Here is a 21,423-nt window from a genome sequence, read left to right on the forward strand (position 1 = left end):
CCGGCGCGCCTCGTCAGGCGAGGCCGCCGGCCCAGGAGTAGGTCTTCAGGTAGGGGTCGGGCTTGATGGGCTTGCCGGAGTTCCAGACCTCCTTGATGAGGCCGTCCGGCTCGATCACGCCGATCCGCGCGGTCTTGTACATGTGCTGGTTCTCGCCGTCGATGGTGACCAGACCCTCGGGGAGTTCCAGCGCGATGCCGCCTGCCGCCTTCTTCACTGCCTCGATGTCGGTGCTTCCCGCCTTCTTCACCGCCTCGGCCCACAGGTAGACGGCGTTGTAGCCGGCCTCCATCGGGTCGGACGTCGGACGGTCGGCGCCGTACTTGGCCTTGAAGGCGTCGACGAACTTCTTGTTGGCCGGGTTGTCGGTGGTCTGGTAGTAGTTCCACGCCACCAGGTGACCGGCGATGTTGTCGACGCCGATGCCCTTGACCTCTTCCTCGGCGACGCTGACCGACATGACCGGCATCTTGTCGGCGGTGACCCCGGCGCTCTTCAGCTGCTTGAAGAAGGCGACGTTGCTGTCGCCGTTCAGCGTGTTGAAGACCGCGTCCGGCTTGGCCTGCACGACCTTGTTGACCAAGGTGCTGTACTCGGTGTGGCCGAGGGGGGTGTACTCCTCGCCGAGGACCTCCATGCCGTTCGCCGCCGCGTACGCCTTGATGATCTTGTTGGCGGTGCGCGGGAAGACGTAGTCGCTGCCGACCAGGAAGATCTTCTTCTTGCCCTTTTCCTTCAGGTAGTCCAGACCAGGAACGATCTGCTGGTTGGTGGTGGCACCGGTGTAGAAGATGTTCGGGGAGCTCTCCAGCCCCTCGTACTGCACCGGGTACCACAGCAGGCCCTTGCGCTTCTCGAACACCGGAAGCATGGCCTTGCGGCTGGCGGACGTCCAGCCGCCGAAGACCGTCGCCACCTTGTCCTGAGCGATGAGCTTCGTGGCCTTCTCCGCGAAGGTCGGCCAGTCGGACGCGCCGTCCTCGACGACGGGCTCGATCTTCTTGCCGAGCACGCCGCCGGCGGCGTTGATCTCCTCGATGGCGAGCAGTTCCGCGTCCCGTACCGTGACCTCGCTGATCGCCATCGTGCCGCTCAGCGAGTGCAGGATGCCGACCTTGATGGTGTCGCTTCCAGCCCCTGCGGAGGCACCGCCCGAAGCCGTCGTCGGCTCACCGCCACAGGCGGTGAGACCCGTCGCGAGCAGCGCGACCGCGGCCCCGATGCGCCAAGCTGAATTCCGCAATTACTCCTCCTTGCCGATACGGCCCCCGCACCGACCCGTCTGCCGCAAAGGTCCGCGAACGACGTTTCGCGACAACGTCGCGATTGTTAATTGCCGTTTACCGGCTCTTCACCGCATCAACATGAACGCGCCGCAAAGCCCGTGCGCCATACGGGTTTAGGCGCCGGCCGAATCGAACCGGCAAATCTCACTCATAACGAAAGTTTCTGGTTGAACAGGTGTGCCGGACATCGGAGTAAGGTGGCAACGGCCCCGGTCAGCGCCGACACGAATCGGAAATCCGCACGTCACGCCTACGAAACGGTTGTTGCCTAGGGTCCGGCCATGCGGCTCACCCCACACGAACAGGAACGCCTGCTCATCCACGTAGCGGCGGGTGTCGCCCGTGACCGGCAAGCCCGTGGGCTGCGGCTGAACCACCCGGAGGCCACCGCGATCATCGCCTCCTTCCTCCTGGAAGGCGCCAGAGACGGTCAGAGCGTGGCCGACCTCATGGAGGCGGGCCGCAAGGTCCTGCGCCGTGAGGACGTCATGGAAGGAATCCCCGAGATGCTGGAATCGGTGCAGATCGAGGCGACCTTCCCCGACGGCACCAAGCTCGTCACCGTCCACCGGCCGATCGCATGATCCCCGGCGAGATCGTGCACACCGGCGAGCCGGTCCCGCTCAACCCGGGACGCGAGCGGGTCACCCTGCGCGTCGTCAACACCGCCGACCGGCCCATCCAGGTCGGCTCGCACTACCATTTCGCCGCCGCCAACCCCGGCCTGGAGTTCGACCGGACCGCCGCGTGGGGCCTGCGGCTGGACGTCCCCGCCGGCACCGCCGTCCGGTTCGAACCCGGCGTCGAGCGGGACGTCACCCTCGTCGCCATCGCCGGACTGCGTGTCGTCCCCGGCCTTCGTCCCGAATGGGCCGGGCCGCTGGACGAGAAGGCCGCGGAAGCATCGGACACCAGCGCGGACGGGGACACGGCATGACCGAGCCGGCGATCGAACGATCGAGATACGCCGTCCTGTACGGCCCGACGACCGGCGACCGGATCCGCCTCGCCGACACCGACCTGTTCGTCGAGGTGTCGGAGGACCTCAGCAGAGGCCCGCACGGCGCCGGCGACGAGGTCGTCTTCGGCGGCGGCAAGGTCATCCGCGAGTCCATGGGCCAGGCCCGCACCACCCGTGCCGAAGGCGCACCCGACCTGGTGATCACCGGCGCGGTGATCCTCGACCACTGGGGTGTGGTGAAGGCCGACATCGGCGTGCGCGACGGCCGCGTCGTCGCCATCGGCAAGGCCGGCAACCCCGACACCATGGACGGCGTGCACCCCGATCTGGTGATCGGGCCGTCCACCGAGATCCTTTCCGGCAACGGCAAGATCGTCACGGCGGGGGCCATCGACTCGCACGTCCACCTCATCTGCCCCCAGATCGTCGACGAGGCCCTCGCCGCAGGGGTGACCACGGTCATCGGCGGCGGCACCGGCCCGGCCGAAGGCACCAAGGCCACCACCGTGACCGGCACCTGGTACCTCGCGCGCATGCTCGAGGCGATGGACGGCATGCCGGTCAACGTCGCGCTGCTCGGCAAGGGCAACACGGTGAACGAGGAAGGGCTGCTTGAGCAGCTGCGCGCCGGGGCCTCGGGGTTCAAGCTGCACGAGGACTGGGGGACCACGCCGTCCGCCATCGACGCGTGCCTGCGGGTGGCCGACGCGACCGGTGTGCAGGTCGCCATCCACACCGACACCCTGAACGAGGCGGGGTTCGTCGAGTCGACGCTGGCCGCCATCGGCGACCGCATGATCCACGCCTACCACACCGAAGGCGCGGGAGGCGGCCACGCACCCGACATCATCCGCGTCGCGTCGTACCGCAACGTGCTGCCGTCCTCGACCAACCCGACCAGGCCGCACACCGTGAACACCCTGGACGAGCACCTCGACATGCTGATGGTGTGCCACCACCTCAACCCGGCGGTGCCTGAGGACCTCGCGTTCGCCGAGTCGCGCATCCGGCCGTCCACCATGGCCGCCGAGGACGTGCTGCACGACCTCGGGGCCATCTCGATGATCGGGTCGGACTCGCAGGCCATGGGCCGGGTCGGCGAGACGGTGATCCGCACGTGGCAGACCGCGCACGTGATGAAGAAACGGCGCGGCGCGCTGCCGGGTGACGGCGCGGCCGACAACCTGCGCGCACAGCGGTACGTCGCCAAGTACACCATCTGTCCCGCCGTGGCGCACGGCCTGGACGAGCACGTCGGCTCGGTCGAGACCGGCAAGCTGGCCGACCTCGTGCTGTGGGACCCGGCGTTCTTCGGGGTCAAGCCGGACGTCGTGCTCAAAGGCGGTGTGATCGCGTACGCGCAGATGGGTGACGCCAACGCGTCCATCCCGACACCGCAGCCGGTGATGCCGCGGCCCATGTTCGGCGCCACGCCGAAGACCGCGGCGGCCACGTCGCTGCACTTCGTCGCGCCGCTCGCGCTGGAGTACGGCCTGGCCGACCGGCTCAGGGCCGACCGGCGGATCGTGCCGGTCGCCGACGTGCGGCGGCGCGGCAAGGACACCATGCCGAACAACGCCGCGCTACCGGCCATCGACGTCGACCCCGACACCTTCGCGGTGCGGATCGACGGGGAACTCATCGAACCCGCCCCGGCCGTGGAGCTCCCCATGGCCCAGCGCTACTTCCTGTTCTGACCATGTCGGCGGCCCTGCTGCTCCTCGCCGACTCCCGCCTGCCGGCCGGCGGCCACGCGCACTCCGGCGGCGCCGAACAGGCCGTGCGGACCGGCGACGTCACCGGCCCCGGCGACCTCACGCGCTACCTGCGGGGACGCCTCGCCACCACCGGCCTCGTCGCGGCGTCCCTCGCCGCGGCGGCGTGCGCGCTGGCGAGGGAGGCGGCCGAGGCATCGGAGACGTCCACCGCCTCCGAAGGCGCGTGGCGTGTGCTGGACGGTGAGGCGGACGCGCGGACGGCCTCACCGGCGCAGCGGGACGCGAGCCGCACCCAGGGACGGCTGCTGGTGCGCAGCGCGCGGCGCATCTGGCCGTCGGCGGCGCTCGACGCGCTCGCGGCGGCCGCGCCGCAGGGGACGCATCACCCGGTCGCGCTCGGCGCCGTCGCGGCGGCCGCGGGCTGCGACCCCCACGACGCGGCGCTCGCCGCCGCGTACACCACGGTCACCGGGCCCGCCACCGCGGCGGTCCGGTTGCTCGGTCTCGACCCCGTCGTCGTGCACCGGGTGCTCGCCGGCCTCGGGCCGGAGCTCGACGGCGTGGCCCGCGCGGCCGGCGCCACCGCCGCGTGGGAGGACCTTCCCGCGCACGCCGCACCCGCACTCGATCTGCTGGCCGAACAGCACCTACGCACGGAGGTACGGCTCTTTGTCAGCTAACCACGACGACCGCCACGACCGTCCCGACCCGCACGGCAGGGCTCTTCGCCTCGGCGTCGGCGGACCGGTCGGCAGCGGCAAGACCGCACTGGTCGCGGCGCTGTGCCGCACACTCGGGCCCGTACTGCGCCTCGGCGTGGTCACCAACGACATCTACACCACCGAGGACGCCGACTTCCTGCGCCGCGCGGGGGTGATCGACCCCGAGCGGGTCATCGCCGTGCAGACCGGCTGCTGTCCGCACACCGCGATCCGCGACGACATCGCGGCCAACCTCGACGCCGTCGAGACCCTGGAGGAACGCTTCGGGCCGCTCGACCTCGTCATCGTGGAGAGCGGCGGCGACAACCTCACCGCGACGTTCAGCAGAGGCCTGGCCGACCAGCAGATCTTCGTGCTGGACGTCTCCGGCGGCGACAAGGTGCCACGCAAGGGAGGGCCCGGCGTCACCAGCGCCGACCTGCTCGTCATCAACAAGACCGACCTCGCCAAGCACGTCGGGGCCGATCTGACCGTCATGTCCAGGGACGCGGCGGCCGTCCGCGAGGGCCGGCCGGTGCTGTTCACCTCGATCCGTGAGGTGCCGCAGGTGTACGCCGTGGCCGAGTGGGTCCACGGGATCACGCAGGCATGGGCCCACGCGCAGGCACACGACCACGGTGAGCACGGTCACGCCGTGCCGTCCGGCTCCTGAGGACGTGCGGCGGGCCGATGAGCACAACCGTGGAGACCGGACCAGGGCCGTACCGGCTCGCCGCGCGTGACGGCGGACGGCGGTCGCTGCGGGCCCGTGCCGCGGTGGGGACCGAGCGGGCCGGCGAGCGCACCGTGCTGCGCACGCTGCGGTCGGACCCACCGCTGACGTTGCGGCAGACCGGGCCGCGGCGGGTCCACCTGGTGTCCACGGCCGCCGGACCGCTCGGCGGCGACCTGCTGGAGCTCGACATCGACGTGGCGGCCGGCACCACCTTGGAGATCGCGTCGGTGGCGAGCACGCTCGTGCTGCCCGGCACCGGCGTGTCCCATGTGGTGGTGCGCGCACGGGTCGGCGCGGGGGCCGTGCTGCGTTACGCTCCCGAGCCCACCGTGCTGGCCGCCGGGTGTGACCACCGCATGGACGTGCGGCTGGACCTGGCCACGGACGCACGGGTGTCGTGGCGTGAGGAGATCGTGTTCGGCCGGCACGGCGAACGTCCCGGCGTGTGCCGTTCCCGGTTCGACGCCACCGTGGACGGTGTGCCGCTGCTGCGCCAGGAGCTGACCGTCGGCGACCCCGCCGTGGACGGCAGCCCGGCGGTGTACGGCGACGCGCGCTGCGTCGGCAGCGTGCTGCTCACCGGGGTGCGGCCCGCCGCACCCCTGCTGTCCGACGGCTGCGCCGTGCTGCCGCTCGCCGGACCCGGCACGCTGGTCTCCGCGCTGGCCCTCGACGCGCCGGCCCTGCGGGCCCGGCTGACGTGGGGGGAGACGGAGGCCGGTCAGGCGTAGAACTCGACCTGGGGGAGACAGAGGCCGGTCGGTGGCGGAACACGGCCCGGGTGAGGCCGGGGCCGGTCAGTCGTAGAAACCGAGGCGGCGCAGTTGCTTGGGGTCGCGCTGCCAGTCCTTGGCGACCTTGATGCGCAGGTCCAGGTAGACGCGGGTGCCGAGCAGGGCCTCGATCTGCTGACGGGCCCGGGTGCCGACGTCCTTGAGCCGCGCGCCTTTGGGGCCGATCACGATGGCCTTCTGCGAGGGCCGCTCCACGAACATGTGCGCGTAGACGTCGAGCAGGTCCTCGCGGCCCGGCCGGGGACCCATTTCCTCGACGACGACCGCGATGGAGTGCGGCAGCTCGTCGCGCACCCCTTCGAGCGCGGCCTCCCTGATCAGCTCGGCGACCAGCAGCTGCTCGGGCTCGTCGGTCAGCTCGCCGTCGGGGTACAGCGGCGGGGACAGCGGGAGGCGTGCGACGAGCTGGTCGGCGAGCACGTCGAGCCGCTCCCCCGTCTCGGCGGACACCGGGATGATCTCGGCGAAGTCGGCGAGCTCCGACACCGCGAGCAACTGCCGGGCCACCGCCTCACGGTCGGCGAGGTCGCACTTGGTGACCACGGCGACGACCGGGGTCTTCTTGACGGCGGCGAGCTTGTCGGCGATGAACCGGTCGCCGCGGCCGATCGCCTCGTCCGCGGGGACGCAGAAGCCGATGACGTCGACCTCGGTCAGGGTGGACAGCACGAGGCTGTCCAGCCGCTCGCCGAGGAGCGTGCGGGGCCGGTGCAGGCCGGGGGTGTCGACGACGACGAGCTGCGCGCCTGGCCGGTGGACGACGCCGCGGATGGCGCGGCGGGTCGTCTGCGGCTTGGAGGAGGTGATGGCCACCTTCGCGCCGACCAGCGCGTTCATCAGCGTCGACTTACCCACGTTGGGCCTGCCGACGAAACAGGCGAAACCGGCTCGGAACTCAGTGGCTGGAGAACTCACGTCCCCCATTGTCCCGGATCAGATGTAGCGGCCCTTCACGGTGCCGTCCGGAGCGGCCAGGAACAACACCGCGCGGCCGAGGTCCTCGATCACCGCGAGGTCGTCGCCACCGGGCTCGTCACCTTCGGTGACCAGGGCCGCGGCCTCCAGCGAGACGGCGCCGCTGGACACCGCCATCGCCACCGCCACCTGCACGGCGGTCAGCTTCAGCGACGGCAGGTCGATGTCGGTCGCGGTGTAGGTGCGGCCGGTCTCGTCGCGCACCGCCGCGCCTTCCGCGGTGCCGTTGCGTGCTCGCGCCGCCCGGGCCAGAGTGATGATCTTGCTGTCCTCGGGGCCGAGGCTCGTCTCGCTCACGCGCCAAGGTTACTGGCGTCCCCGCGGTCCGCGCCTGCCGTACCGGGACCAGGTGCCGCCGATCAGTCCCCGGACGGCTCGTGGACGGCCGAGACGACGGACTCGGCGAGGCGGCCGGTCTGCTCGGGGTCGAGACGGGCCACGCCGGTGTGCACCAGCGAGACGAGCAGGTCTCCGCTGCGGACCACGACGATGTGCATCTCGTACGGGTAGCCGCCGACCCTCCCCCGGTAGCGGCGGGCCTGCGAGCCGTCGCCGAGCGGACGCACAGCGAGCTCGGAGGCGACGAGGCGGTCGCCGCGACCCGCGCTGTCCACGGTGGCGGACGGACAGGAACGCATGAGCCGTCCGATGTGCCGCAGCTCGGCATCCGCGTCCCCGTCCGGATACGCGAAGAGCACCACCCCGGCGCTCTCCCCGAGGTGGTCCCCCTCGAACGTCGCGGACTCGGTGATCGCCGGCTCCTCGTCGTCGCCGATCCGTCCCTCGGCCAGCCGGAACAGGTGCGCGCAGTCCTCCTCGGCGGGCCGGAACGGTGAGTGCCAGGCGGGTGAGCGGTGCGCGAAGTCCACCGCCGGGTCGACGAGCCCCGTCAGCGCGGCACGGGCCCGCCGCAGTTCCTCGGGTCCCGCCGCGCCGTCGCCTGGGCCACAGGCCGCCGTGGCCCAGGCGAACAGGGCGCAGGCCAGGAACACACCAGTGACGCGCATCGCGCTCCCCCGAGATCCCGCACGCGGGACTCCCCGGCTCCCGCCGCAGTGATCCTTCCCGGCCGTTCCCGGCGCAACCTCATGATCGTCAACGCTTACCGCCTGTTGGCCCGCCGATGGCGCACCAGCCGTCCATCCGCCGCGCTCGCGTGCGGACCACCCCTTCACCCGCCGAGCGCGCGTGTGCGCCGCCACCACCCGTTGATCGGCTCTCTCCCCGTGCGGACAGCCGCCGCACTACGCTGCTGCGGCGGATCCTTATGGCTGGGAGGTGGCTCGGGGTGGCCGGTCGCGGGGTGCTCGCCGCCGGGGTGGCGCTGGTGTTCGCCGTGGGGCCCGGCGCGGTGCCGGCGATCGCGGACGCGCCGGTGCGGTGCGCGCCGCAGCGCGGCGGGGTGCGGGTCGGGGAGTCGTGGGGACAGCGGCGGCTCGCGTTCACCGGGGTGTGGCCGCTCACCAAAGGCGCGGGGGTCACGGTCGCGCTGATCGACAGCGGGGTGGACGCGCGGCATCCGCAGGTGCGGGTGGCGAAGTCGGTGGACCTCACCGGGACGGGGGCCAGGGACTGCCTCGGCCACGGCACGGCGGTGGCGGGGATCATCGCGGGACGTGACATGCCGGAGATCCCGTTCGCCGGAGTGGCGCCGGAGGCGCGGCTCATCTCGATCAAGCAGACCAACGACGAGACCGGGGACATCGCGCTGCTGGCGCGGGGGCTCGTGCGGGCCGCCGAGCTCGGCGCCAAGGTCGTCAACGTGTCCATCCAGACGCACGACCAGCCGGACCTGAAGGCCGCCGTGGACTACGCGCTCGCCAGGGACGTCGTGATCGTCGCCGCGGCCGGCAATGTGAACAAGGGGGACGGCACACCGGCCCCCGCCTACCCGGCCGCCTACCCCGGGGTGCTGTCGGTCGGCTCCGCCGGGCCGGACGGCCGGCGCACCGACTTCTCCAACGCCGCGACCCCCGTCTCGGTGCTCGCGCCAGGCACCGACCTCACCAGCACGTGGCCCGGCGGGTCGTACCGCGAGGACCTGGAAGGCACCAGCTACGCCGCGCCGTTCGTCGCCGGTGTGGCGGCGCTGGTACGGGCCCGGCACCCCGGCCTGGACAACGTCCGGGTCCGCAGGCGCATCGAGATCACCGCCGACGGCGCGTCCGGGGCCGGCACCGGGGCCGGCATGGTGAACCCGCTGCTCGCCGTCACCGAGATCATCCCGTCGGAGTCGGTGGCCATCGCACCGCCGCCACCCCCGCCGCTGCCTCCCGGCGCGATCAGCCCGCCAGAGCCACGCGACCACGAGGCCGTCGCCACATCGGTCACCGTCACCCTCGCCGCACTCGGCGCGGCGGCCCTGGTGACCTGCCTCCGCCTGGTACTCCCTGCGGGCCGCAGACGCGGCTGGCGACCGGGCCGCACAGCCGTCCCCGGAGACTGAGCCGCTCCTGCGCCATGGCCCGGGACCGGGTGCGCCTTTCTCGCCGACGACGTTCAAGCGAACAGCGCGCCAAGTCCGCGGCGGTCTCGGACTGGCGCGTCTCGTCCCACTGAACGTGGTCTGCGCGGAGTACACCGAGTCTACGCGGTCTGGGACCGGTGCGCCTGAAGCACGGCCGTCCACGGTTCGATGGCCTCGTGGCCACGTGGAACGTGCCACTCACGCCGTATTTCGGAGGGCTTGTCATGAGCCCTCATCGGGTTTTGCGGTCGGCCTCTGGCCGGTACTCAACAAGACCGTAACGGTGCCACTCAAGTGGCTAAATATCCGGAATGTGGCTTGTGTGATGTGGTGTCATGTCCCACTGGATACTTGAGCCACAGGGGAAGGCAAAAGGGACATGCAGGCATTAATGCCGGACGACCCCCAGAAAGTAGGCGAATACTCCCTACTTACGCGCCTTGGTGAGGGACCACGCGGCACCACCTACCTGGCCCGGCCGACCGGCACCGTTGAGACGAACACCGAGACGAACACCGAGACGGCTCCCGCCACCGCCTCACCGGCCGGCACCGCGCCGCCGGCCGGTGAGGCGGGAAACACCGAAAAGCCGGAGCCCGCCGGGTCCGCCGGGGAAGCGCAGACCTCGGAGGGAACGAAGTCCACCCCTGAGACGAGGGCCGGCGGCGGAGTGGGGACCGGCGGGGAGACGGGTCCGGGGCCCAGGTTCGTCGTCAGGCTGCTTGCGTCTCGGCCGGGGGCCGACGACGCCGCGCGGACGGCGGTGCTGGACGAGTTGTCGGCGGCGCGGCGGGTGTCCGGTGCGCACGCGGTGCGGGTGGTCGACGCCGGGTGGCACGGGGACCGGCCGTATGTCGTCCGGGAGTATGTCGAGGGTCGTTCCCTGCGGGAGACGGTCGAGGCCGGCGGGCCGCTCGCCGGGGACGCGCTGGAGCGGGTCGCCGTGGGTGCGCTGACCGCGCTCACGGCCGTCCACCTCGCCGGGCTGACCCACGGTGCGCTCAGCCCGAGCAATGTGATCCTCACTCAGGACGGCCCGAGGATCGCCGACTTCGGTCTCCCCTCCCCTGCGGAGACCGCCGACGACCTGCGCGCCTGGGCCACCACGATGGCGTACGCCGCCACAGGCAGCACCGGTCTCGACCTCGCGGCCCTGCCGGCCCCGCTGCGTGACGTGGTGTCCGCCTGCCTGTCCCCGGCCGCCGCCTCCCGTCCCACGGCACAAGGCGCCATGCTCTGGCTCCTCGGCCAGGACCGCACCCAGCCCCACGGCGGCGACCGTCCAGGCACCCCCGCGCTTGCGGCACCAGACCCTGCGGTCCCTGGTACGGCACCCGCGAGCTCGAAGGCCGTCGTTCCGGCGGCCGAGATCACGCGTCCGGCCACCCCGGCGGCCGAAGGCACGCTTCCCGCCGTCCCCCCCGCCACGGTGGTGCCGGCGCGGGAGGTACCCGTTCAGGTGTGGGGTGCGCCTGCGTTGCCGGCCGAGGGGGTCGTGCCGGTCACGGCCGTGTCCCCGGACGAGGGGGCCGAGCCGTCGCGGGCCGTCGTGCGCAAGAAGATCGGCGGACGGTTCCCCGTCGGACTGGCGGCGGGGCTCGGGCTGGTGGTCGGGCTGTCGGGGCTCGGGCTGTGGGGTGCGCAGCAGTACTCCGCGCCGACGCAGATCGGCCGGCTGGCCGCCGAGGGGGACGCCGGCGGCGTCCCGGTACCCACCGACCGTGGTGGCGGCACCGGGGGTACCGAGGTGGGTGGCACCAGTGCGCCACGGCCCGAGGTGACCGTCCCGTGGGCCGCGAGCCCGGGGCCGCAGGAGACCGGCGTCTACCCGCTGGACATCGGCGGTGACCCCGACATTCCCACCTCTGACCAGCGGTTCACCCCTCCGGCGGTGCCGACCACGGTGCCGGACCCAGGGCCGACCACGCCGAGCCCGGCGCCGACGGTCACCGTGACCGCGACCCCGACCGTCACCCCGTCAGGCGAGGCCTCCCCCACTCCGAGTCTCGACACCCCGACGCCGACCCCGAGCCTGGACACCCCGACGCCGACGGCGAGTCCTGGCACCCCCACGCCGACGCCGAGCGGAGCCGGGAGTCCCACCGCGTCCGGGCCCGTCACCCCGGCGCCGAACCCGTCCAGGACCCGCACTCCGGCGCCGACGGTGCGTCCCACGGCGAGCGGCACGGCCGTCCCGGGGCCCACGGCGAGCCGTACGGCGACCAGCCCGCCGCGGGTCACGCCGGATCCGACGTACTCGCTGCCGCGTACCCGGCCGCAGGGGGCCAACCCGTACGAACCGCAGCGGATCTGCGACAGCGCCGGCAAGGGCACCGGGTTCTACGTCCAGCGTTCCAGCTCGTTCGCCGGCGGCGTGACGTACCAGCTCTACAGCGCGGCGGCCGGCGCCAACTGCGTCGTCACGCTGAAGACCGGGAACCTCGGCAAGGCGACCCCGGTGTCGGCGACGCTGGAGGTGCAGGGCCAGGCTCCGCTCACCGACAAGGGCTCCTACTCCTACTACGCGGGCCCGGTCATCGCCGCCGCGAAGGGGAAGTGCGTCCGCTTCACCGGCACGGTCGGCACCGCCGCCACGTCCGTGCCGTACGGCAACTGCGGCTGACGGACGCCGCGCCACGCCTCGGAGTGGATGAGAGGCGTGGCGCGGGCCTACTCGCGGACCACGGTCGGCCCGGCGGTTCGCGGACCGGTGACCCCGTCGGCTCGCGGCCCACGGCGCCTACTCGCGGACCACGGTCACCCCGCCGGACGGCACGGTGACCCGGCCTTCGTAGAGTGTGCCGTCGAGCGCGTCGCGGCCGGTGATCCCGTGGACGGTGACGGGGTCGCCGCCGTGGTTGATCAGGAAGAGGTGGTCGCCGCGCCGCACGTGCTCCAGCGTGTCCGGCAGGTCGCGTGGCCGGTCCACCCCGGCGCCGTCCAGTACGGCGGTCAGCGCGGGACGCAGGTCGCCGGGGGCCGTGGCGAGGTACCACGCGACACCGCCGCCGAGGTCGTGGCGGGTCATCGCGGGGTGTCCCGCGTCGGGTCCTTCGGCGAACAGCTCGACGGCGTGCGCGCCTGCGGGCCGTACCCGCTCCGACCACACGCGGCCGTGGTCCCCGCCGGACAGCGCGACCCGCTCGCCGGCGCGCAGCGGGTGGAATTCCTCGACGCTCAGGCCGAGGACGTCGCGCAGCGCGCCGGGGTACGGGCCGGGGTGGACGGTGTCGTTGCGGTCCACGATGCCGGAGAAGAACGACACGAACAGGTGGCCGCCGCCTTCGGCGTACCGGCGGAGGTTCTTCGCGCCGGCCTCGCCGAGCAGGTACAGGCTCGGCGCGACCACCAGCCGGTACGCCGACAGGTCCGCCTCGGGGTGCGCGAAGTCGACGGTGACGTGCTCGCGCCAGAGCGCCTCGTAGTAGGCGTCCATCCGCTCGCGGTACCGCAGGTCGGCCGACGGCCGCCACTCCAGTTCCAGGGCCCAGGCCGACTGCCAGTCCCACAGCACCGCCACCTGCGCGGGGACCTCGCCGCCGCGTACGCCGTCGAGCGCGGCGAGGTCGCGGCCGAGTGCCACGACGTCGCGCCACAGCCGCGAACCGGTGCCGGCGTGCGGCAGCATCGCGGAGTGGAACTTCTCGGCGCCGAAACGGGACGCGCGCCACTGGAAGAACAGCACCGAGTCCGAGCCTCTGGCGACGTGCGTGAGGCTGTTGCGGCGCATCTCGCCGGGCTGTTTGGCGATGTTGCGCGGCTGCCAGTTGACCGCGCCGGTCGAGTGCTCCATGAGCAGCCAGGGCCGGCCTCCGCCGAGTGAGCGGCTGAGGTCGGCGGCCATGGCGAGCTCGATGTGGTTCCCGGGTCGTTCGGCCGCCAGGTAGTGGTCGTTGGCGACGACGTCGACCTCGCGGGCCCAGGCCCAGTAGTCCATCGAGGCGCAGTTGGCCGTCATGAAGTTGGTGGTCACCGGCACCGACGGCGTGAGCTCGCGCAGGATGTCGCGTTGCAGGCGGTAGCACGCCAGGTGCTCGTCGGAGGTGAAGCGCATGAAGTCGAGGCGCTGCGCGGGGTTGACGGCGGTGTGGTTGGCGCGGGGTGCGTCGATCTCGTCGAAGGAGCCGTACCGCTGGCCCCAGAACGTGGTGCCCCAGGCGTCGTTGAGCGCGGTCAGGTCGCGGTAGGTGCGGCGCAGCCAGACGCGGAACGCGTCCACGCTCGCGGGGCAGTAGCACTCGCCGAGTGGCGCGCCGTACTCGTTGTGCACGTGCCACAGCGCGAGCGCCGGGTGGTCGCGGTAGTGGCCGGCGAGCGCGCGGACCAGCGCGGCGGTGGCCTCGCGGTACTCCGGCGAGCTCGGACAGGCCGTCTGGCGTGCGCCGGTGCCGAGCCGGACGCCGTCCCTGGTGACGGGGAGCGAGCCGGGGTGGCGGCGGGAGAACCACGCGGGTGGCGCGGCCGTGGGGGTGCCGAGGTTCACCGCGATCCCGGCGTCGTGCAGCCGGTCGAGGATCTCGTCGAGCCAGGCGAAGTCGTACGCGCCGGGTGTCGGTTCCATCAGGACCCAGGAGAAGATGCCGACGCTGACGAGGTTCACCCCGGCCTCACGCATGAGGCGGACGTCCTCCTCCTGCACCTCGCGTGGCCACTGCTCGGGGTTGTAGTCGCCGCCGTAGGCGACACCGACCGGAAAGCGCCGGGGCATGGGGCCTCTCCCTACCGAAAGTCTGTGAACGTGCACAGTAGCTCAGCTCCGTGCAGCTGAGAAGGGGATGCCCCCGTAGCCCGCCGAAACCAGAAGTTAACGACCAGGCAACAGACTCTTGACGAGACCAAAAGCGGGGAATCAGTCTGTGAACGCTCCCAGAACATCCCCCATCCTTGATCGACGACTCCATACGATGGAGGCAGGAATGCGCACCAGGCGCCTTTCCGCCGTGGCGACGGCATTGATCACAGCCCTTCTGGCCGCCGGGTGCGGCGGATCCGGCGACCCCGAGGCCCCCGCCGCCTCAGGACCGGCGAGCACGGCCCCCGCCGGTCCGGTGACGCTGACGTACTGGACCTGGGTCCCCAACATGGACAAGATCGCCGCGGTGTGGAACCAGGCCAACCCCGGCATCAAGGTCACCGTGAGCAAGCAGGCGGGTGGCGACGACGCCTCCGCCAAGTTCCTCACCGCCGCCAAGGCAGGGAACCCGCCGGACCTGGTGCAGGCCGAGTACCAGCACCTGCCGTCGTTCGTCGCCGCCGGCGCGGTGGCCGACATCGCGGCCGAGGCCGGTCCCGCCAAAGGCGAGTTCTCGCCGGGGCAGTGGGGCCTCGTGACCCTCGGCACCGAGGGGGCCTACGCGATCCCGCAGGACAGCGGGCCGATGATGCTCTACTACCGCAAGGACCTGTTCGAGAAGTACGGCATCGAGGTGCCGAAGACCTGGGACGAGTACGCCGAGGCGGCGCGCACCGTGCGGAGCAAGGACCGCGAGGTCTATCTCGGCACCTTCTCCAGCAAGGACCCCGGCGCGTTCGCCGGGCTCGCGCAGCAGGCCGGGGCCCAGTGGTGGTCGATCAGCGGGGAGGCGTGGAAGGTCGGCATCGACGACGCCGCCACCCGCAAGGTCGCCGACTACTGGGGAGGCCTGGTGAAGGAAGGCGTCATCGACGACATGCCGTACTTCACCCCCGAGTGGAACAAGGCACTCAACGACGGCACGTTGCTGACCTGGCCGTCCGCGGTGTGGGGGCCGGGGGTGCTGTCGGCGAACGCGCCGAAAGGCGAGGGGAAGTGGGCCGTCGCGCCGCTGCCGCAGTGGAGCGCCGGTGAGAACGTGAGCGGCTTCTGGGGTGGTTCGTCCACCGCGGTCGCGGAGAAGTCACCGAACCGCGCCGCGGCCGTGAAGTTCGCGACCTGGCTGAACACCGATCCACAGGCGTTGCGCCTGCTCATCGACGAGGGCTCGGTCTACCCGGCCTCCGCCGAGGGACAGGCCGCGATGACCGAACCGCCGGCGTACTTCTCCGGCCAGCCGGACTTCTGGCAGCAGGTACAGGCGATCTCGGCCACCGCGCGCGGCTTCACGTTCGGGCCGAACGTCAACGTCACCTACAACGCCTTCAAGGACGCGTTCGACAAGGCGCTGCGCGACCGGTCGCCGTTCGCGGACGCCGTGCGGGTCATGCAGGAGTCGACGGTCGCCGACATGCGCAAGTCCGGCTTCCAGCTCGCGCCATGAGGCGGCGCGGCGGCCCGGTGCCGTACCTGTTCCTCACCCCGGCGGTGGTGCTGTTCACGCTGTTCCTGGCACTGCCGATCGGGTACACCGCCTACCTGAGCCTGCGCGGCACCAAGGTCACCGGGCTCGGGCTCGGCAAGGGGGCCCGCAGGGAGGTGTACGTCGGGTTCGCCAACCTCGCCGCGGCGATCGGGGACGGCGAGCTGTGGGCCGGGTGGCTGCGCGTGCTCGGGTACGGCGCGATGGTGCTGGTGACGATGCTCGGGCTGGCGCTGCTGTTCGCGCTGCTGCTGGACTCGGCGCACGTGCGGCTCGCGCGGTTCTCCCGCATCGCGATCTTCCTGCCGTACGCCGTGCCGGGGGTCGCCGCCACCCTGCTGTGGGGCTTTCTGTACCTGCCGAGCCTGAGTCCCGCGCAGGGGCCGCTGTCGGCGCTCGGCGGCGAGGTGGACCTGCTCGGCGCCGGCACGGTCGTGTTCTCGATGGCGAACGTGGCGGTGTGGGGAGGCGTCGGGTTCAACATGCTGGTGCTGTACACGACGCTGCGCGCGGTGCCGCGGACGTACTACGAGGCGGCGCGCATCGACGGTGCGAGCGAGCTGGCGATCGCGCTGCGGGTGAAGATCCCGATCCTCATGCCGGCCATCGTCCTCACCACGGTGTTCTCGCTCATCGCCACCATCCAGGTGTTCACCGAGCCGACCGCGCTGCGTCCGCTGACCAACACGATCAGCTCGACGTGGAGCCCGCTGATGAAGGTGTACCGGGACGCGTTCATCACCGGCGACCTGTACTCGGCGGCGGCCACGTCGATCGTCATCGCAGGCATAGCGCTGGTGGTGTCGTTCGGCTTCCTGCGCGTGGTGCGCGACCGCGCCTTCCAGGAGCGGTGATGGCGGCCACCGCGACACGCACACGCGCCGCCGGCGCGCCGGGCCTCGCGGCCACGGTGATCCTGCTCGGCGGCGCGCTGTACTGCCTGTTCCCGATCGCCTGGGTGGTGGTGGCCGCCACCAAGTCGCGGGCCGAGCTGTTCTCCACCGGCACGTTCGCCGTCGGCGGCGGCCTGCTGGAGAACCTCGCCGGCCTCGCGGCGTACCGGGACGGGGTGTTCTGGCTGTGGACGCTGAACACCTTCCTGTACGCCGGGGCCGGGGCCCTGCTGTCCACCGGCGTGTCGGCGATCTCGGGGTACACCCTGGCCAAGTACCGCTTCCCCGGCAGGACGCTGCTGTTCAACCTGCTGATCGGCGGCATCCTCGTCCCGGCCGTGGTGCTCGCCGTGCCGCAGTACCTGCTGCTGTCCGAGGCGGGGCTCGCCGACACCTACTGGGCCGTCCTGCTGCCGCAGATCCTCAGCCCGTACGGCATCTACCTGTCGAGGGTGTACGCCTCGGCCGCCGTGCCGGACGAGCTGCTGGACGCGGCGCGCATCGACGGCGCCGGGGACCTGCGGGTGTTCGGCCGGGTCGCGCTGCCACTGATGGTTCCCGGCATGGTGACGGTGTTCCTGTTCCAGTTCGTGGCGATCTGGACGAACTTCCTGCTGCCGTTCATCATGCTCGGCGACGACCGGAAGTTCCCGCTGACCGTCGGCCTGTACACGCTGCTCGCCGCCGGGGCCAACCAGCCCGCGCTGTACAACCTGATCATCACCGGAGCCATGGTGTCGCTGATCCCGCTGATCGCGCTGTGCCTCACGATGCAGCGGCACTGGCGCGCCGACCTGTCGGGTGGGGCCGTGAAAAACTGATGCTCGTGCACAGAAGACGCCCCACCATCCACGACGTGGCCGCCGCCGCCGGAGTGTCACGGGGCACGGTGTCCCGGCTGCTCAACGGGGACAGGTACGTCAGCACCTCGGCCAAGGTGGCGATCGAGCGCGCCATCGCCGAGACCGGGTACGTCGTGAACCGCAACGCGCGGAGCCTGGTCACCCAGCGCACCGGCTCGGTCGTCATGGTGCTGTCGGAACCCCAGGAGAAGCTGTTCGAGGACCCCAACTTCAGTGTGCTGCTGCGCACCGCCACCCGGCGGCTCGCCGAGCGTGACGTGTCGCTGGTCCTGATGATCGCGGCCGACGACAGCGACCGCGAGCGGGTGGTGCGGTACGTGCGCGGCGGCCACGCCGACGGGGTGCTGCTGGTCTCCACGCACGCCGGCGACCCGTTGCCGGACCGGCTGCGCGACATCCCGGTGGCGGCGGTCGCGCAAGGCGCGGTGCCTGGACGCGAGACCGTGATCCCGTACGCCGCGGCCGACGACCGCGAAGGGGCCAGGCAGATGACGCGGTACCTCGCCGAGCAGGGCCGCAGGCGGATCGCGACCATCACCGGGCCGCTGGACACACCGGGTGGCGCGCTGCGGCTCGCCGGGTTCTGCGACGTGCTCGGCCGGCGGGCCGCCAAGAAGCTGATCGAGCACGGCGACTACACCCAGCTCGGCGGCGAGAGCGCGATGGCGCGGCTGCTGCAGCGGGCCCCCGACATCGACGCGGTGTTCGTCGGCTCCGACCTCATGGCGGCGGGTGCGCTGTCCACGTTGCGGTCCGTCGGACGGCGGGTGCCGGACGACGTCGCGGTGGCCGGTTTCGACGACTCGGCGGTGGCCATGACCACACATCCGCCGCTCACCACGATCAGGCAGCCGCTCGCGCGGGTCGCCGAGGAGACGGTGGGGCTGCTGCTGGGGTTGATCGACGGCGGCGAGTACACCGGCCCGGTGATCCTCCCGACCGAACTCGTGGTGCGCGAGTCCGCGTGAGGCGTGTTGGCGTCCGGTGGTTTGACGCGCCGCGATACGGTGAGACGCCATATGGCGGCGCTTGCGGTGCCAGGGCTTGAGTGACCCGGCTTCCCGGCCGCGCGACGCCGCTCTTCCGGAAAATCCCTCACAGCGGAAGGCGAATTCGTATGACGTGGCGCGGCGAGCCGTTCTCACCGACCGGTGACCCCGAGGTCGATCAGGTGCTTGAGACGCTCGCCGCTCAGACGGCGCAGTTCGAGGAGGTCGGCCGCCGCCTGTCGGCCACTCTCGGCCGCGGTGAGGCCGAGGACGGCCGCGTCGTGGTGGAGGTCCGCACCGGCGGTTCCCTGGCCTCGCTGCGCCTGGACCCCCACGCGCTCACCCTCGGCCCCGACGTGCTGGCCGCCGCCATCCTCAGCGCCGCCAAGGAAGCCGAGACCAACGCCGCCAACCGCGCCGAAGCCGTCATGCGGCCCCTCCTCGGCGACGACCGGCCCCGTCCCCCCACCGGCGACCGCTGATCGGTCATCGGTGAGCGCTCCGCGGTGGCGGCGCTTAGAGTGATCGTCGTGGAAGTGCCGCTGGAGGAGCGTCTGCGCCTGGCGTGGGCGGACGGAGATGTCGCGGGGTGCCTGGCGTTGCTGCGGGTGGCGCAGTTCGGGTTGCCGATCACCGAGCGTGCCGCCAGAGGGGACGAGCCTCCCGCGTGGCCGACGGTCGCCGACGAGGAACGGGTCTGGGTGGTGGCGTTCACCTCGGTGGAGTCCATGCGGGCCTGCCTCGGGGAGCTGACGGCGCATCACCGGGTGGTGACACTGGCCGAGCTGGCCGCCGGGTGGCCCGACCCGCGGTGGGGGCTCGCGGTGAACCCCGGAGCGCCTGAGGGGTTCTTCCTCGAACCCGGCACGGTGGCACGGCTGGCGGCGCCGTCGCTGGCGCAGGACAGGGACGCCATGCGGGACGCCGTCGGCGCGGCGGGGCCGCCGGTGCTGCAGAAGGTTCTGCGGCCGGTCGACCTGCACGCCTACCTGGCCGAAGGCGAGTCGCGGGTGTCGGGGTACTGCCACCACGCCATGGACGTCGCGCACATCGCGACCCCGGCCGTCCTCGCGGACGCGCTCGGCCAGGCCGGGGAGGAGGGGGTGATCACCGATCAGGGGTCGGTGCACCTGCTGCGGTGGCGTGCCGCCGGATTGAACCTGTACCGGGTCCCCTACGGCGGGGTCGACGAGGAGAGCAGGGACGCCGTGGCGGGCTGGGTGATCGAGGAGCCGCCGTTCGCCGGCATGGGGTTCGGGCCGAACCCCGACCAGGTGGTCCGCGAGTACCACGTGGCCGGAGCGGGCCTGCCGCACGGCGCGGAGATCTGGGAGCTGACCGCCGGCGGCGCCGAGCACCGCCGCGCCGTGTACGACGGCGACCTGGACCGGTGGCTGCTCGTGCGCGTCGTCCCGGTGGACGCGGCGTGACCGGCCACGGGTACCGCGCGCGGTGGCGCGGCGCCGAGTACGCCGCCGTCCCCGACCCCCGGCCGGACGGCGTGTGGATCCGGCTGCGCGGCGGCGCGCCGGCGGAGGGGTTCACCGAGGTCACGGCCGGTGTCCACGTGCGGCCGGTGCCGGCCGGTGAGTGCGACGAAGTGGTGTACGCCGTCACGGCCTGCGAGTGGCGCGGGGCTCCGTGCCAGGTGCGCGACGCTCGGGACGGTGAGCTGCTGGTGGAGTACGTGGGAGGGCTGGTTCCCGTGGCGCGGGGGCTGGGGCTCGCGCGGGTGGAGCGGGGGGTGTACCGGGGGTGGGTGCCGCGCGTTGAGGTGCGGAATCTGCGGGAGGACGTCGTACGGCTGGAATTCTAGACATTTACCTATAAAACGGATAATAATCTCAGAGTTTCACATTCGACACACAATGCTTGCCGTGTCACTGGAGAAATGCCAGAATGTCCGGCCATATCAGGTTTTGCTCCTGAAGTGTGCTGCGGCGGATACTCGGGGGAGGTCCGGTGGAACCGTACGACAGCGGGGACGCGGCGGGACTGCGGGCCTACGCCGACGAGCTGCGTGACGCCTTCTTCCGCATGCAGGAGGAGATCCCGGCGCTGCACGAGAGGGCCCGCACCCTGCAGGTCACCGAGAGATCCCCCGACGGCCTGATCAGCGCCACCGTCGGCGCGCGCGGCGACCTCGTCCGGCTCGATATCGACCCACGCGTCTACCGGCGGCCCGACTCGCGCCACCTGGCCGACACCATCACCACCACCGTCCACAAGGCCGCCGCCACGGCACGGCAGCAGGTCGTGGAGATCTTCGCACCCCTGATCCCCGCCGAGCACATGAAGGCCCACCTGGACGGCGACCTGGACGCCGTACTGGAGCAGATGACCGCGCGGCTACCCGGCGAGAGGTGACCCATGCCCGACCACGTCGACGTCCAGCACCAGCAGGCCGGCCTCGCGATCAGCCGCTGGGACACCGCCGCGTCCACCGTCACCACCACCTGGAACACCGGCAAGCAGACGATCCGTGCACACACCAGCCGCTCGCCATGGGGGAACGACTCGGCGGGCCAGGCGTTCAAGTCGGCGTACCTCGGCAACGGCGGCGGACCCGAGAAGATGATCCGCGACGGCGACCAGATCATCGAAGGCGTGACCGTGCTCGGCGAGAAGGTCCGCACCGCCGTGACCCGCACCAAGCAGACCGACCAGGCCCAGGCGGCCGCGGCCCGCGGCATCTGACCGGCCCGCGTCCCGTCCTGCGGACGCGGCGACGACGGGGTGGGACATGACACAGGGGACCCGCGGCT

22 protein-coding genes are annotated in these 21,423 nt (G+C 71.9%); 17 read left to right on the forward strand and 5 right to left on the reverse strand.

What is annotated here, in order from left to right; genetic code table 11:
• Positions 1-13: 13 nt before the first annotated feature.
• A complete protein-coding gene (gene urtA, locus BJ992_RS22220) occupies positions 14-1,243 on the reverse strand; it encodes an urea ABC transporter substrate-binding protein (protein ID WP_184984035.1) in 1,230 nt (409 codons plus the stop codon).
• 324 nt (positions 1,244-1,567) lie between these two features.
• Between urtA and BJ992_RS22225 the strand changes: the two genes are divergently transcribed.
• The 6 genes from BJ992_RS22225 to BJ992_RS22250 are packed head-to-tail and all read left to right on the forward strand — an operon-like array spanning position 1,568 to position 6,133.
• Entirely contained in the window at positions 1,568-1,870 is a 303-nt protein-coding gene (locus BJ992_RS22225) for an urease subunit gamma (protein ID WP_184984037.1), read from the forward strand.
• On the forward strand, positions 1,867-2,223 hold the full coding sequence (locus BJ992_RS22230; protein ID WP_184984044.1) for an urease subunit beta: 357 nt from the start codon (positions 1,867-1,869) through the stop codon (positions 2,221-2,223). Before BJ992_RS22225 ends, BJ992_RS22230 begins: the two co-directional genes overlap by 4 nt.
• A complete protein-coding gene (locus BJ992_RS22235) occupies positions 2,220-3,944 on the forward strand; it encodes an urease subunit alpha (protein ID WP_184984046.1) in 1,725 nt (574 codons plus the stop codon). Before BJ992_RS22230 ends, BJ992_RS22235 begins: the two co-directional genes overlap by 4 nt.
• A 2-nt stretch (positions 3,945-3,946) precedes the next feature.
• Positions 3,947-4,645, forward strand: a complete 699-nt coding sequence (locus BJ992_RS22240) for an urease accessory protein UreF (RefSeq protein WP_184984048.1) — start codon at positions 3,947-3,949, stop codon at positions 4,643-4,645.
• The gene (gene ureG, locus BJ992_RS22245) at positions 4,635-5,339 is read left to right on the forward strand and encodes an urease accessory protein UreG (protein ID WP_184984050.1); all 705 of its coding nucleotides are present in this window, start codon (positions 4,635-4,637) and stop codon (positions 5,337-5,339) included. Before BJ992_RS22240 ends, ureG begins: the two co-directional genes overlap by 11 nt.
• A gap of 17 nt (positions 5,340-5,356) precedes the next feature.
• Positions 5,357-6,133 carry an urease accessory protein UreD gene (locus tag BJ992_RS22250; RefSeq protein WP_184984052.1) on the forward strand — a complete coding sequence of 259 codons (777 nt, stop codon included), beginning with the start codon at positions 5,357-5,359 and terminating at the stop codon, positions 6,131-6,133.
• 66 nt (positions 6,134-6,199) lie between these two features.
• Here BJ992_RS22250 and era read toward each other — a convergent pair whose 3' ends face one another.
• From era to BJ992_RS22265, 3 genes are all read right to left on the reverse strand, one after another.
• Complete coding sequence (era, locus tag BJ992_RS22255) at positions 6,200-7,120, reverse strand: GTPase Era (protein WP_184984054.1); 921 nt, start codon at positions 7,118-7,120, stop codon at positions 6,200-6,202.
• A 9-nt stretch (positions 7,121-7,129) separates the two neighbouring features.
• On the reverse strand, positions 7,130-7,468 hold the full coding sequence (locus tag BJ992_RS22260) for a cytidine/deoxycytidylate deaminase family protein (RefSeq protein ID WP_184984056.1): 339 nt from the start codon (positions 7,466-7,468) through the stop codon (positions 7,130-7,132).
• A gap of 62 nt (positions 7,469-7,530) precedes the next feature.
• Positions 7,531-8,178 carry a hypothetical protein gene (locus BJ992_RS22265; protein WP_184984058.1) on the reverse strand — a complete coding sequence of 216 codons (648 nt, stop codon included), beginning with the start codon at positions 8,176-8,178 and terminating at the stop codon, positions 7,531-7,533.
• A 281-nt stretch (positions 8,179-8,459) separates the two neighbouring features.
• Here BJ992_RS22265 and mycP point away from each other — a divergent pair, with 281 nt between their 5' ends.
• Both mycP and BJ992_RS33915 read left to right on the forward strand, forming a co-directional pair.
• On the forward strand, positions 8,460-9,617 hold the full coding sequence (gene mycP / locus BJ992_RS22270; RefSeq protein WP_184984060.1) for a type VII secretion-associated serine protease mycosin: 1,158 nt from the start codon (positions 8,460-8,462) through the stop codon (positions 9,615-9,617).
• Between the two features lie 400 nt (positions 9,618-10,017).
• On the forward strand, positions 10,018-12,261 hold the full coding sequence (locus tag BJ992_RS33915) for a serine/threonine protein kinase (RefSeq protein WP_184984062.1): 2,244 nt from the start codon (positions 10,018-10,020) through the stop codon (positions 12,259-12,261).
• A 117-nt stretch (positions 12,262-12,378) separates the two neighbouring features.
• On the opposite strand, the gene BJ992_RS22280 is transcribed toward BJ992_RS33915, so the two are convergent.
• Positions 12,379-14,346: a beta-galactosidase gene (locus BJ992_RS22280; protein ID WP_184984064.1), complete on the reverse strand. Its 1,968-nt coding sequence runs from the start codon at positions 14,344-14,346 to the stop codon at positions 12,379-12,381.
• Between the two features lie 208 nt (positions 14,347-14,554).
• Between BJ992_RS22280 and BJ992_RS22285 the strand changes: the two genes are divergently transcribed.
• The 9 genes from BJ992_RS22285 to BJ992_RS22325 all read left to right on the forward strand — a co-directional run bounded on the left by BJ992_RS22285 (position 14,555) and on the right by BJ992_RS22325 (position 21,355).
• Positions 14,555-15,874 (forward strand): ABC transporter substrate-binding protein, encoded by a 1,320-nt coding sequence (locus tag BJ992_RS22285; protein WP_184984073.1) that lies wholly within the window; start codon positions 14,555-14,557, stop codon positions 15,872-15,874.
• On the forward strand, positions 15,871-16,767 hold the full coding sequence (locus tag BJ992_RS22290) for a carbohydrate ABC transporter permease (RefSeq protein WP_184984075.1): 897 nt from the start codon (positions 15,871-15,873) through the stop codon (positions 16,765-16,767). The genes BJ992_RS22285 and BJ992_RS22290 overlap by 4 nt, the downstream gene beginning before the upstream one ends.
• Positions 16,767-17,627: a carbohydrate ABC transporter permease gene (locus BJ992_RS22295; protein ID WP_184984077.1), complete on the forward strand. Its 861-nt coding sequence runs from the start codon at positions 16,767-16,769 to the stop codon at positions 17,625-17,627. The genes BJ992_RS22290 and BJ992_RS22295 overlap by 1 nt, the downstream gene beginning before the upstream one ends.
• A gap of 5 nt (positions 17,628-17,632) precedes the next feature.
• A complete protein-coding gene (locus BJ992_RS22300; protein ID WP_343072800.1) occupies positions 17,633-18,637 on the forward strand; it encodes a LacI family DNA-binding transcriptional regulator in 1,005 nt (334 codons plus the stop codon).
• Between the two features lie 149 nt (positions 18,638-18,786).
• Complete coding sequence (locus BJ992_RS22305) at positions 18,787-19,140, forward strand: YbaB/EbfC family nucleoid-associated protein (RefSeq protein ID WP_184984081.1); 354 nt, start codon at positions 18,787-18,789, stop codon at positions 19,138-19,140.
• Positions 19,141-19,188: 48 nt separating this feature from the next.
• The gene (locus BJ992_RS22310; RefSeq protein ID WP_343072801.1) at positions 19,189-20,088 is read left to right on the forward strand and encodes an SseB family protein; all 900 of its coding nucleotides are present in this window, start codon (positions 19,189-19,191) and stop codon (positions 20,086-20,088) included.
• The gene (locus BJ992_RS22315) at positions 20,085-20,474 is read left to right on the forward strand and encodes a hypothetical protein (RefSeq protein ID WP_184984085.1); all 390 of its coding nucleotides are present in this window, start codon (positions 20,085-20,087) and stop codon (positions 20,472-20,474) included. The genes BJ992_RS22310 and BJ992_RS22315 overlap by 4 nt, the downstream gene beginning before the upstream one ends.
• Before the next feature lie 146 nt (positions 20,475-20,620).
• Entirely contained in the window at positions 20,621-21,025 is a 405-nt protein-coding gene (locus tag BJ992_RS22320; RefSeq protein WP_184984087.1) for a YbaB/EbfC family nucleoid-associated protein, read from the forward strand.
• A 3-nt stretch (positions 21,026-21,028) separates the two neighbouring features.
• Positions 21,029-21,355 carry a hypothetical protein gene (locus BJ992_RS22325; protein WP_184984089.1) on the forward strand — a complete coding sequence of 109 codons (327 nt, stop codon included), beginning with the start codon at positions 21,029-21,031 and terminating at the stop codon, positions 21,353-21,355.
• Positions 21,356-21,423: the final 68 nt, after the last annotated feature.

Source organism: Sphaerisporangium rubeum (genome assembly GCF_014207705.1).
Taxonomy (GTDB): domain Bacteria; phylum Actinomycetota; class Actinomycetes; order Streptosporangiales; family Streptosporangiaceae; genus Sphaerisporangium; species Sphaerisporangium rubeum.